The sequence below is a fragment of the Pseudomonas simiae genome (assembly GCF_000934565.1).
GTDB classification, from domain to species: Bacteria; Pseudomonadota; Gammaproteobacteria; order Pseudomonadales; family Pseudomonadaceae; genus Aquipseudomonas; species Aquipseudomonas simiae.
This window is the reverse complement of the sequence record NZ_CP010896.1, coordinates 3,030,570-3,043,581: the sequence shown is the minus strand read 5'-3', so window position 1 is coordinate 3,043,581 and position 13,012 is coordinate 3,030,570. Positions and strand designations below refer to the sequence as shown.

Here is a 13,012-nt window from a genome sequence, read left to right as displayed (position 1 = left end):
GCGAGCAAGCCCGCTCCCACAAGGGTTAGGTGTAAAGGTTAGAGGATAGGCTTGCCGCCCGTGACCGCATAACGCGACCCAGAGATATAGCTGCCTTCATCCGAGGCCAGCAGCACATAGATCGGCGCGACTTCCACCGGTTGGCCCGGACGGCCCAGCGGGGTTTCGCTGCCGAAGTTCTTCACGTCTTCATCGGTCATGGTCGCCACAATCAGCGGCGTCCAGATCGGTCCCGGCGCTACGCTGTTGACGCGAATGCCCTTGCTGCCGAGCAACTGCGCCAGACCACCCGTGAAGTTCGCGATCGCACCCTTGGTGGCGGCGTAGGGCATCAACGTCGGCTTGGGCATGTCCGAGTTGACCGACGATGTATTGATGATCGAACTGCCCGCCTTCATATGCGGCACGGCAGCCTTGCAGATACGAAACATGGCTGTGATGTTGATATCGAAGGTTTTCACCCATTCCTCGTCTGAGATCTCTTCAAGCGTTTCATGGCTCATCTGGAATGCTGCATTGTTGACCAGCACATCGATACGGCCGAATTGCTCGACCGTCTTGTCGACCAGCGACTGGCATACGCTTTTCTGCGCGATATCACCGGGCAGCAACAGGCATTGGCGTCCGGCTTCCTCGACCCAGCGTGCAGTTTCCCTGGCGTCCTCATGTTCATCCAGATAAGCGATAGCCACATCCGCGCCTTCGCGTGCAAAAGCGATCGCAACGGCGCGGCCGATGCCACTGTCGGCGCCGGTGATCAGCGCGATCTTGTTGGCGAGCCGGCCGGAGCCCTTGTAGCTTTGCTCGCCGCAATCCGGGTAAGGGTCCATTTTTTTCTGCGAACCTGGCACGTTCTGAGCTTGCGGCGCGAAGGGTGGGCGAGGGTAGTCAGCCATTTCAATCTCCATAGGTTTCCAAAGGTGCTATGGGATTAGTAGTTTTGCGCCGGACGATAGTTGTAATGGATGCCATTGAAGCCCGACGAGTGGTTGGCTTCAGACTTATGCATACAGGGTATTTCCACGCGTTGATGTTGCCCCATAGGCGCAGTCAAGATTCGAGATCCGAACCTGCTGCGCAGACGGGCAGCGATCAGGAGGAGGGCGGGGCACTGGCCAGGTGAATGGGCAGGCGGCGCAAGGTCCACAGCGTGGTGAGCATCGCTGCGATGGCGCATAGCGCAATGCCTATCAGCATCGGCGCGGGTGTGTGATCGGCGAACACACCGACCACCGTCATTGACAGGGCTGCCGTGATCATCTGGATCGCCCCGAGCAGGGCCGAGGCAGAACCGGCCACCGCGCCATGATCCTCCAACGACAACACACCGGCTGCCGGCAGCAGCAGGCCGAGAAAGCCGAAGCCGATAAACAGCAGCGTCATCATCAAGGCCAGGCTATCGACCCATAGCGTGGTGGCCGCCAGCAAGGCCATGACCGCCGCCACGGCCACCACCGACCAGCGGATCAACGGCGCCAGGCCAAAGCGTGCAGTGAGGCGCGCGGTCAGTTGGCTCATGGCGAAAAACGAGGCGGCATTCAGGGCAAAACCCAGGCTGAACTGGGTCGGCGTCAGGCCGTAATACTCGATGTACACGAACGGTGCGCTGCCGATGAACACGAAGAAGGTCGCCAAGCCAAAACCACACACCACCGACAAACCGATAAAGACCGGGTCGCGCAACAACGCGCCATAGCTGCTGAACGCATTGCCCAGGGTTTTGCCCAATCGACGTTCGGCCGGATGGGTCTCGGGCAGTTGCACGATGGTCATCACCAGGCAGGCCACGGCAACGACGGCCAGCACGGCAAACACTTCACGCCAGCTCCACAACGCGATCACCAGGCTGCCGGCGAGCGGCGCAAGGATCGGCGAGACGCTCATCACCAGCATCAGCAACGCCATGAGCTTCGCCGCTTCATGCCCGGTGTACAAGTCACGCACGATGGCCCGCGGAATCACCATGCCCGCGCACGCACCAAACGCCTGCAGGGCACGAAAGGCAATCAGTGTTTCGATGGTCGGCGCCAGCGCACACCCGACACTTGCCACGGCAAAAATTACCAGGCCTGCGTAAATCGGCGGTTTGCGCCCAAACACGTCACTGATCGGCCCGTAGAACAGCTGGCACACCCCAACGATGACGAAAAACACAGTGAGGCTCATCTGCACCAGCGCGGGTGAGGCATGCAGGCTTGCGCCCAGAGTCGGCAAGGCTGGCAAGTAAATATCGATGGCGAAGGGGCCGACTGCGGTGATCAAACCCAGCAGCAAGGCGAGGTGGGCGATACGTCGAGACATGGGGCAGTTCCGGGCGAAGCAAAGGTCGGTCAGCTTAAGGGATCTGCGCAGATCCGCAAACTTAGGCTTCAATAAGCAGTATGGTTGGCCGATAACATGACCAGCGAGGCTTCTGCGGTTGGGTTCCCAACCGACTGACCAGGCACGGGGATATATCAGCATGACGATCAAACTACGCCTGATGCTGTTGATAGCGACCGGACTGCTTACGGCCTTGATCATGAGCCTGGCCGGCTACCTGGGAAATACTCGGATGGGCACTGCCGTGCAGGACAGCGAGCTCAGCATGACGGCGCTGCGCAACCATATGGAAGCCGACATGATGCACGACGCCCTGCGCGCGGATGTGCTGTCGGCCATGCTGGTGGGCCTGGGTAAAAGTACCAGCACGAAGGCGCAGGTCAGCGATTCGCTCAAGGAACATGCCGAGCACTTTCGCCAGGTGTTGGCGGATAACCTCAAGCTGCCGCTGGACAACACGCTCAAGGCAAACCTGGAAAAAATCAAACCCAGCCTGGACAACTATATAAGTACCGGCGAGCGCATCGTCACCCTGGCGCTGGATGACCCCGACGCCGCTCGGGGCGAACTGGGTACGTTCAACGCCGCCTTCAGCCAGCTTGAAGATCAGATGGCGACGCTCAGTGAGCTGATCGAAAACAACACCCAGCAGGCCAGTGTCGGCACTCGGCAGAGCATCAGCGTCGCCAACTTCACCCTTGGCGTGGTGTTGATCGCCAGCCTTATATTGCTGTTGGCCCAGGGCCGCTGGGTCATCCTCAGCATCATGGGACCGCTGCAAACGGCCAGCCGGATTGCCGACAGCATTGCTCATGGCAACTTGAGCGAACCGATTGTCGAACCCGTGCGCAAAGATGAAGCCAGTGCATTGATTCGCAGCCTCGCCACCATGCAACGGGATTTGCGCGGCATGATCGGCGTGGTGCGCAGCAACGCCCATGGCGTCAATACCACGAGCGAGCAACTGAGCCACGGCTGTCATGAAGTGGCTGGCAGCAGCCAGCAACAAAGCGCGGCGGCAAGCGCCATGGCCGCTGCCGCGAGTGAAATGACCGCGAGCATTGAGGAAATCACTCGGCATGCCGAGCGAGCATTGGCCATGGCCAACCAGGCTGAAACACTGGCCAAGGACGGTGGCCAGGTGATTCATCAGGTGGTCAGCGACATGGACGGCATTGCCCGCTCCGCGCAACAGTCCGCCCAGGTAATCCGCACGCTGGACAAGGAGTCCGAGGCGATTTACAGCATTATCCAGGTGATCAAGGGAATCGCCGACCAGACCAATTTGCTGGCCCTGAATGCCGCGATCGAGGCCGCCCGTGCCGGTGAACAGGGGCGCGGTTTCGCCGTGGTCGCCGATGAAGTACGCAACCTCGCCGGGCGCACCAGTGCCTCGACCCAGGAAATTGCCAGCATGGTAGGGCGTATCCAGCAAAGCACGCGCGAAGCCGTCGCCAGCATGGAGGAGGGCGTTGCTCAGGTCGATAAGGGCATGGCGGTGACCGCTGATGTGGAGCGCTCAATTCGTGAGATTCTCCAGGCCACCTTGAATACCACCGAGATGGTCAACGATATCTCCCGAACCATCGGGGAGCAGAGCCTGGCCAGCAATGAAATTGCCCATCAGGTGGAGATGATTGCGCAGATGTCAGAGAGCAACAGTCGCGTAATCGGCCAGACGGCGTCGACGACGGACGAATTGTCTAGCTTGGCAGGCCAGCTGTCACAGTCCGTCGATCGATTCAGGCTCTAACTTATTGATTTAACTCAACTAAATAGTCATTTAGTTGAGTTGGATATCGGGCAGGGGCTCAGGACCGGGAGAGGGCAGACGTGCGTCGTTCGGCGATGCGCTCGACCGTTTGCATATGCTGCGTACCCCATTGGCACAACCCGCCCAGCGCCGTAGCCAAGGACTGGCCAAAGGGCGTGAGGGAGTACTCGACCTTCGGCGGTATCTCGTGAAAGTCCACACGAGCAATGATCTCGTCGCGCTCCAACTCCTTGAGTTGCTGAATCAACACTTTGTCAGTCACGCCGCCAATCGCGCGCCTTAATTCGCCATATCGATGAACATTCTGCGCCAGGTTGAACAGAACCAGGGGTTTCCATTTGCCGCCAATCACGGCCAGCGCAGCTTCCAGGCCACAGTTGAATGAGTTGTTAGCCATGATGATGAAGGCTCCGAGGGGGTACTTACTAAAAGGTGCATACTATTCAAAAGAATAGCGCAGATCTACAGTTGGGCCTCAACCTTATTCATTGGAGCTCACCATGAGCAGGCTCAACGGCAAAATTGCAGTAGTTACCGGCGGCAACAGCGGCATCGGCCTGGCAACCGCCATTCGCTTTGCAACTGAAGGCGCGCAGGTCGTGATCGTAGGACGTCGGCAGGATGAACTGGACAAGGCGCTTGCACTGATTGGCCATGAGGCCATCGCCATCCAGGGTGACATTTCAAAACTCGACGACCTGGCGCGCATTTTCACTCAAATCAAAGCCGACAAGGGCCGCGTTGACGTGCTGTTCGCCAACGCGGGCCTGGGGGATTTCCAGCCGATCGGATCCATCACCGAGGAATCGTTTGACCGGACATTCGGCATCAACGTCAAAGGCACGCTGTTCACCGTGCAAAACGCGTTGCCACTGATGCACGCTGGCAGCTCAGTGATCCTGACCGGTTCAACCACCGGCACCATGGGCACACCGGCATTCAGTGTGTACAGCGCCACCAAGGCTGCGCTGCGTAATTTCGCCAGAAGCTGGGCGCTCGATCTGAAAGGCAGCGGCATTCGCGTCAACGTGCTGTCACCAGGCCCGATCTCGACACCAGGCCTGGACCTGGCGCTGTCAGGCACGGGACAAAAGGAAGCCATCATCGACGACATGACGGCGCAGGTTCCGTTGGGTCGTATCGGCAAGCCGGAAGAAGTCGCAGCCGCCGCATTGTTCCTGGCGTCGGATGAGAGCAGCTTCATGACGGGCAGTGAAATGTTTGTCGATGGTGGCTTTGCTCAGGTTTGAGCAAGACAGGGGTTTTGCCTGCTGAAATCTCACGGGCACTGCCCCTGAATACGCAATGCGACATTACGCATAATGTATATTATGTTAAATCAGGTGCTATGTCAGATATGTTCATAAGACACGTAAGTCACTGATTCGACGAATTCGTATTTGACGTCTACTCTCTCAACGGGCCATGTCCATAGTGTTCATGACGATTCCTTGAATGAGGTGGCTGTCGATGAAACTGATTCAGTGCCGTTTCTCTTCAGGTCAACGACTACCGCTGCTTGTACAAGCTGGTGATGCGACGCCGTTGCCCATACTCATTCCGTTCATCTACGTCCAACTTAAACTCAGGCACCGCGCTTACAACACGGCTGCGGCGCACCTGCGCGCCATCCAGGCTTTCTACGCCTATGCCAAAAGCCGAGATATGGATATCGATGAGGCCATTTTGGCCTGCCACTTTGAGGCGATTCTGGCTTTGCTGGACGGTTACGCTATTTGGCTCCAAAGTGGCCGTCATGCCGATAATCTGATCGCCCGAATCGGCAAACCTGGCACTGTACTTTTTCAGCAGATCAGTTCACGAACACGTGACCAGTACCTGCGCCTGCTGAAGAAATACCTGTCTTGGTGCGTCACCCGTTACATCCCGCGCGCCCGTCAGAATTCAGCCACACAGGCAGACATCAACGTGGTATTTGCCGATGTTGCTGACGTCATTGAGCGGCGCTTTGAGAGCCATATCATCAATGCTCGTCCCGACCGCACTCGTTACCGCAGCCTGACAGATACGCAACTACAGATCGTTCGCAGACTGATTCGCCCTGGCGCTGTGGAGAATCCGTTCCCGGAACGTTTGCAACTGCGTAACTGGCTAATGATTGAATTGCTCTTGGAGACCGGCATCCGTCGCGGAGAGCTTCTGAAGCTCTACACCACGGATATCAATAAAGGTTCTCAGCACGCCTATGTCAGCATCAATGATCGCGAACATGATCCCCGCGACCCGCGCGTTGAAGAGCCTGCGCTCAAAACACATGGGCGGACCGTAGGCATCTCCGCACAGTTGTATGAGGTCTACGAGCGCTATATCCAGAGCGACCGGCGCCCTCTGCGTGATGGTAAACCGATGAAATTGCTGTATCGCTATTTGTTCATCTCGGATCGTGGCCGCCCGCTGTCGATCCGCGCGTTGTCTAACGTTCTTGATCGGCTGTTTCTGACCATTGAGCTGGCTCATCCAGGATTGTTGCCTACACTTTCTGCGCATGACTTTCGCCACACCTTTGCAGACCACTTTTTGGCTTACCTGGTCGAAAAGCGTGGGCATGACCTCGAGCGGGCCACGGACGAACTACGGCGAGTCTGCGGTTGGTCTGAGACCTCGAATATGCCACGTCGTTACGCAGGTCGTTATCTAGCCGAGTCGGCCAACCTCCACAATGCCCAGCGCACCTCGGCAGCCTGGAGCCGACTTGACAGTTAAGGAGATTCGCCGTGACCAAATCAGCCGCTCAAGAACACGCGTCACCGCCCTCCTCTTTGCCACTTACGTGTTCAGGGGGCCCGCTTACGTTACGATTCGGACTCGCACTAATGACCAGCCAAAGTATGTCGATACTCGATTGAACGTCTGGACGTGGTACGACGGCGGAACGGCAATGAATATTGATTGGTCTGGTCTAAAGTTGAGCTCGGAGTTTGTCGAAATAGCAAAGGCATTTATGGCCCATATGTTAGAGAAATACTCCCCTTCAACTGCATATAGGGCCGCCAGAATGCTCCATCGGGTTTCGGAAAGTGATATTTCCTTGAAATTCCCTTGGGCAGCCGAGGAAATTATTAGTGCATTCAACAGTTGGAACAGCTCAAGAGAGTACGTAGTCGTCTTTCGCACGCTTTATCGCTGGGTAATGGATAGAGGAATTGCCGGATTTAGTAACGATATTTATCTAAAGATCAAGGACTTCAAAACCGAACGCTCATCTCCCTACTCTCGAATTTTTCTCTCTCAGTCAGGCTTGGAGCTCGATGAGGAAATTCTATTGCTTAAACGCATTGAACGACAATCTTTGACTGACTCTTGGGAGGATGTCCAGTTTAATATCGTACTTCACTTAGGTTTCGAACTCGCACCTCGATCGATTCAATTTCATTCGCTAGACATTGCTGATTTTGAGTTTATTGAAAGCGCTGATCACGAGAAGTACTACACCCTATGGCTACCCATGGCCAAAAAAGTTGGCCAACGCAAACCTGAGCGGCGCCCTCGTAAAATAACCTCGCGCCTGGGGGTGAAAATCTCACGCCACATTTTAGAAATTCAACACCGTTTTGGTAGCGGCTGTGAACCATTATTTGTCAACCCTTGTGGAAGGCGTCTCTCGGTTAGCGAAATCGGTTCAGGTCTCAAACACGAGCTGGGTGAAGCTGGTATAGATAGGCCGAATCAGGTATCCATATTGTTGCGACATCACCTCGGGCAAAGCCTGGCGGATCAGGGTACTCCGGCAGACATGATTGCCGAACTGCTCGGACACAACAGCACGGTTGCGGCGCGTGCTTACGTAACTGCCACCCCAAACATTGCCCGGATCAAAGAGAAAGCTCTGGGTAAGAGCCCGGCCTATCAACGCATCATGCGCAGCTTATTAACTGGGAAAATCGTCAAACGCCGCGATACGGCTCCTGAAGCAGCCGTCCGCGGCGTCATTGATACGCAGTACATAGGCGATATTGGAGCCTGCGCCCTGCCCGTCCATACCCACTGCCCCTACAACCCTATATACGCGTGCTACACCTGCAAGAAGTTCCACCCCTTTGCTGACGGCCGCCATGAGCAGGTAAAGGATGCGCTCCAGCGGGAGGCCCAACGGTTCATTGATATGGCAGAACAAGCCGGTGATCTCAGTCAAAATCGGCCCCTCGCCCAGCATCAGATAACCATCCTGGCAGTAAGCACTACGATCGAACGCTGCCGGCAGCACACGGAGGGTGCCGCAGATGACGCTGTCTAGGGCAAGGCAGAGCCTCGAAGGTTTCATTAAACAGGAAAAAGTGATTTTTCAGTCTTTATCGATTCCAACCCCTTGGGAGTCAGCGCTATGGTCGGTCCAGCATTGGTTACCGCAGCGCTTAAAGCAGCAGACTATAACCTTTGAAACTCAACGACAATCACTTGAAAAGAATGGCTATTCTGTTCCTCCTAAAGCTGCCCTTCCCTTGGATTTCCAGGATTTTTGCAAGGCATTAATCGTATATCTACAACGCACCCGAAGCCTGAAGTTTTCGATGGTCGCCGCCTACAATATTGCGGTACGCCGGCTTTACAATCCGTTGTTTGAACGACGTGTATCCGACCCTACACAGTTGACGCGGGGCGATTTTGACCGTGTCGTAGAATTTCTCAGAGGGAGTGGCTACAAGAACCTTTACGACGCGATATCTCATCTTCAGGTAATTGCGGATACGATCGATAAACTACAATTAACCGACACCGCCATCCACTTTACACATGATGCAAAACCAGAGAAAAGCCGCCACGAGTTCATCTCATTGCACGATCCTGATCGTGCGGTAAAACAGCGTAAATCTGATGAGAGATTACCTTCTCGTGAGGCGATGGAGGCATATGCCATATGTTCGAACAACCCACTCAGTGACGGCGAAGAAATTTTGCTGCGAGTGATCGACTTATTGATAGCGACTGGGCAACGAGGTAACGAAATAGCAGTAATACCTTATGATTGTTGGGTCGAAAGGCCGATCAAAGGGACGACAGGAGAAGTGGTTGTCGATGCCCATGGCAAGCCTCTCGTCGAATGCGGAATTAGGTACTTCGCGGAAAAGCAATTTCAATCCCGTGTTCATTGGCTGGCTGAAAGCGACATTCCTCTAGCCAGGCGCGCAGTAGAGCGATTAAAAACGCTAACCAATGAACAACGAGAAATTGCCGCCTGGCAAGAACTCCACCCAGGACGTATTTGGAGCTACCCCCCTCAGTCAGTGATCTCCGATGCAAAGGTCTTGGACTGGCTAGGTTTTAGCGAAGCAAGAAGCGCAAGCAGAAATCTATACCTTTTCCTCACTCGCAACGGTGTCCATCCATTTGACGATGAACCGGATGAAAAGCAAGGAAGGTCGTTAAAGCGACGTTACGTCGCCGGGGAGATTGAGCGACTGATCGTCCCGAGAATCCGTGGGCACGCGGCATTGACAGAAAATGTCGGGGGACAAGTTCGTATCGTACTTAGAACCAGCGAAACGCTTGCGATCGCTTTCGACGGCCAATTTCGTTTCGGTGGACGTGAGGCGAATGTGTTTCGTGCGGTCCCGCGTCGGGTCACCCTCGGGGATATCAATCACGCATTAGGTGACAATGAAAAATATACGTCCATTTTTTCGCGTCGTTCATTAACCGAATCCGATGGAACTCCGATTAGGCTAACAAGCCACCAACCTAGACACTGGCGGAACACAATTTACCACTTGACCGGTATGAGCGATGTTCAGCAAGCATTGGCTCTGGGGCGAAAACGCCTCGACCAGAATGTTTATTACCAACACACGAGCATTGAAGAAAACACCGCTGCCCATCATGAGTTTCTGGCGTTCAATAGCTATCACGAGCGCCTCGACTTTCTACATACAGCCATAAGAGATAAGCGCATTCATGGCGCTTTGACCGATAGTTACCATGCTTTGCTATCAGATAAAGGTACAACAACTGCGGAAGCATTCCTCACGGTACACGCTACGGCGCTGCATGTGACCCCTTTCGGAGGTTGTATCCACGATTTCTCCCAGGCCCCCTGCCCTAAGCATCTTCAATGCTGGAATGGCTGCTCGCATCTACATCTGATGGGCACTTCATCGGAGCGGCTCAACCTTGAAAAACAAGCTAAGAATCTGACGAAGGCAATATCCATCATGCGCGACGCAGGCACCGGAGAGGCAGGCAGCGATGTATGGCTAGCAGACCAGGAAAACAAGCTCAAGAATTTAAAATCTGTCCTTGCACGCGATACCAATGGAGGTGTGCAACGCGTGTTTCCAAACGGGCGTCCAATCACGGTTGTGGACTCGGACAAACGACACAGTTCGGTATCAGATGACTAGGGGCAACTATGGCACGACGACAGACATTGAGGGGCGGCACTCTTGACGAAGCAATAGACGCTCTCCTCGCCCAGATGATTAGCTCAGGAGTGGAGTTCGCTCCTATTTCCCGACCGGAGGTGCAGCGCCGGCTGGGCCTGACAAGCCGAGCTACGCTAGGAGGTGACCGTGGAGGCAGAATTGAGGCCGCCCGTATTGTTCAAATGAGGGAAAGCGGGAGAGATCCGGATGGTGCCCGCCGGCGCAGAAGTCTCGAAGAGCGTATTGCAAGACTTCAAGCGGAGAACGCTGCGTTGGTAATACAGCGAGACAAGCTTTTCGAGGCTCTGTCAGTAATAGCACACAACTGCCTTATGAACGGTTTGGACGTAGAGTCAGTAATGGAACCGTTGAGAAACACCCAATAAATCAGCTTAGTAGTCTTCGTATCGACTACAGATTGCGGCATGGTAATCTGCCCACAGAGCTAGACAGGACTGCGTCAGCTCTGACGACTACACATTACGGTACACGTATCCTAACTACTTAGTCCCAGACGCAAAGCGTTGACATGTGCGCCAACCGCTCGTAGAGTTTCGGTGGTAGCCCTTTGAGGCACTTGAGTTTTATCTCCCCTAGAGGGATCTGCAAAGCCCGGTTTTTGATCGGGCTTTTGCCTTTGTGCAGTTCGGGATCAGGCGTTAAAGTATACGTAATCATCGTGACGGCGACTTGAGCATCTGAATCGCCATTTACCGTAGCTCTATAAATGGACTGACCTTGGCGGGCTAGTGCCACGACGCGGTATAGGATGACTGCATACGACGGTATTCCTTTTGTTCCTGATGCTCCAGGATGAGGTCGATCAGGTGTAACCATCCAAGCGGTGGCTTGCAACGCGCCGCGCTAGGGGGGCGGCAATTCAGCTCGCAGATCCCTAGCTCGCTCGCGGTCAGCAACGCTCCCTATGCAGCGCTCGATGAACTGAAGCTCTTGGGTGAGCTCAATGGCGCGCTTTTCCAGTGCCTTTAACCCGGCCTGGTGCTCTTGTTGCACATCTTCCGGCGCCCTGGCGAGTCCTACCAATTTCCTGCGGCCCTTCTCGATTTTTTCATTCACCTCTGCAATGTAGCAAAGTTCAGGCGTCCTTCATCAAAGGCGTAGTGCTCCTGGTTTTGGCCTCCCCAGTTCACCAGGTCATGAAAGGTCGTAGTCAATGAACGGCTCCACCAGCTTGAAGGTGTGCTCCAGGCTCACCATTGAGGTAATGCCATTCGATAGATGTCCCGCTCTTGGCGAGCAATGCATCAAGGCCTGCCAGGAACGTCTGCACGCCTTGGTTCGCGGCCCATTAGGATCGTGCGCCTCGATATCCGGCTCTTACAGCTAGCCCAGCAACGGCGCCTAAGTGGGAGGCCGCTGATCCAATTTGTAACTTAATCAATGGATTACTGTTCTTTAGTTCTCCCGCTCATTTAGATTATTTTTCTCAAATCTCGATAAATCCGTCCGGAATTAACTCATACGGTTGCAGTCCGTTGTAGGTACCTAGCGAGTCGTTAACTACAAAGCTCTGCCCCATGAAAAATCCTGGGGCAACAGAATTGCGCACGCATGTTGCAAAAATATTCAGCGCATGAACCAAGTTACGATGAAGATAAAATAGCTCCTCTCTCCATTTTTGGCTTGCCTCATCCATCTGCTTGTAAACGCTTGGCGTGCGCTGTATTTTTTTCCAGCTTCTATCTTGACTCCAAATACGATTACCGAACAAGGATGAATGCTCTGAATGCGTAAAATGATTCACCAGAGCATCTATTCTCGCAGCCAAACCATAAATGGCGCCTTCTAATTCCGGCTTCACTCCAGGCATATTTGTTCGAAACACAATAGTCGTAAACTCAGCGAAACTATCCACAAGCTTCGCTGCAATGCCTCCAGCAATCAGGTTGTCGCTTGTGTTTAACCAATACACCAGCTCTAGCTTTTGAACTGCCTGAGTCACCAAGTGCTTGTAGATAACATTGTCAGCATTGGATTCGAGCACCAGAGCGCCTAGCACGTCGGCAATCACTTCATTTTTCTGAGAAAAAAGCTTTTCCTCTAACTGGCCCGAGAGAAAAACTTCCGCAATCGTTAGGCCGTGCTCAGTTTTCAAGGCCGAAACTGCTTGGTAGATATGTGGTGATGCACCTTGATATCTGTCGTTAACTACAAAATAAAATTCGCGCACCGGAGAAATCGTATCCCAGTACGATTTAAGCGTCCTAAAATCTTTATTCAGTTTAGCAATTGCGGTCTCGGTATTGGCTGGGAGGTCTTCCGGAGCGTAGCATTGATAATATCTGCCACTTGTAGAAATCCATCCATCATTCCCACGATCACCTATGTTTCCATGTGGCTTTACAGGCTTAAAATCCTGCTCACACTGCATCATTATGCGAACAAATAAATCTTCGTACTTCTGACCATTGGCCTCATGCACTGCAAGCTTGAATTTTGTTTTTAATACACCACTATTCACTTTAATACCTCATGGGAAATTAAGCTGGAACATCCAGAAGAGTTCTAGAGCCCTAAT

General features: G+C 54.0%; 9 protein-coding genes and 2 pseudogenes. 6 read left to right on the top strand and 5 right to left on the bottom strand.

Annotation, left to right across the window (positions count from 1 at the left end; translation table 11 throughout):
* Window positions 1–38: 38 nt before the first annotated feature.
* Together PF1751_RS13545 and PF1751_RS13540 are read right to left on the bottom strand one after the other, a co-directional pair.
* Window positions 39–896 (bottom strand): SDR family oxidoreductase, encoded by an 858-nt coding sequence (locus tag PF1751_RS13545; protein WP_010210431.1) that lies wholly within the window; start codon window positions 894–896, stop codon window positions 39–41.
* 196 nt (window positions 897–1,092) lie between these two features.
* Window positions 1,093–2,301 carry a multidrug effflux MFS transporter gene (locus tag PF1751_RS13540; protein WP_010210432.1) on the bottom strand — a complete coding sequence of 403 codons (1,209 nt, stop codon included), beginning with the start codon at window positions 2,299–2,301 and terminating at the stop codon, window positions 1,093–1,095.
* 160 nt (window positions 2,302–2,461) lie between these two features.
* On the opposite strand from PF1751_RS13540, the pseudogene PF1751_RS29880 reads away from it, so the two are divergent.
* A pseudogene (locus tag PF1751_RS29880) lies at window positions 2,462–3,217 on the top strand (MCP four helix bundle domain-containing protein); the annotation flags it as partial.
* On the top strand, window positions 3,212–4,075 hold the full coding sequence (locus PF1751_RS29875) for a methyl-accepting chemotaxis protein (protein ID WP_420820067.1): 864 nt from the start codon (window positions 3,212–3,214) through the stop codon (window positions 4,073–4,075). The pseudogene PF1751_RS29880 and the gene PF1751_RS29875, both read left to right, overlap by 6 nt.
* Before the next feature lie 58 nt (window positions 4,076–4,133).
* Here the strand turns inward: PF1751_RS29875 and PF1751_RS13530 are convergent, their stop codons facing one another.
* Window positions 4,134–4,493 carry a winged helix-turn-helix transcriptional regulator gene (locus PF1751_RS13530; protein WP_044287208.1) on the bottom strand — a complete coding sequence of 120 codons (360 nt, stop codon included), beginning with the start codon at window positions 4,491–4,493 and terminating at the stop codon, window positions 4,134–4,136.
* 103 nt (window positions 4,494–4,596) lie between these two features.
* Between PF1751_RS13530 and PF1751_RS13525 the strand changes: the two genes are divergently transcribed.
* From PF1751_RS13525 to PF1751_RS13510, 4 genes are all read left to right on the top strand, one after another.
* Window positions 4,597–5,346, top strand: a complete 750-nt coding sequence (locus PF1751_RS13525) for a glucose 1-dehydrogenase (RefSeq protein WP_010210437.1) — start codon at window positions 4,597–4,599, stop codon at window positions 5,344–5,346.
* A gap of 220 nt (window positions 5,347–5,566) precedes the next feature.
* Window positions 5,567–6,820, top strand: a complete 1,254-nt coding sequence (locus PF1751_RS13520; protein WP_044287207.1) for a tyrosine-type recombinase/integrase — start codon at window positions 5,567–5,569, stop codon at window positions 6,818–6,820.
* 175 nt (window positions 6,821–6,995) lie between these two features.
* Window positions 6,996–8,351: a tyrosine-type recombinase/integrase gene (locus PF1751_RS29355; protein WP_015372089.1), complete on the top strand. Its 1,356-nt coding sequence runs from the start codon at window positions 6,996–6,998 to the stop codon at window positions 8,349–8,351.
* Window positions 8,338–10,452, top strand: coding sequence for a hypothetical protein (locus PF1751_RS13510; protein WP_044287206.1), 2,115 nt, complete (start codon window positions 8,338–8,340; stop codon window positions 10,450–10,452). The genes PF1751_RS29355 and PF1751_RS13510 overlap by 14 nt, the downstream gene beginning before the upstream one ends.
* Before the next feature lie 885 nt (window positions 10,453–11,337).
* Here PF1751_RS13510 and PF1751_RS29730 read toward each other — a convergent pair.
* Window positions 11,338–11,712, bottom strand: a pseudogene (locus PF1751_RS29730) (AAA family ATPase); the annotation flags it as partial.
* Window positions 11,713–11,920: 208 nt separating this feature from the next.
* On the bottom strand, window positions 11,921–12,955 hold the full coding sequence (locus tag PF1751_RS13490) for a hypothetical protein (RefSeq protein WP_016980308.1): 1,035 nt from the start codon (window positions 12,953–12,955) through the stop codon (window positions 11,921–11,923).
* Between the last annotated feature and the right edge of the window lie 57 nt (window positions 12,956–13,012).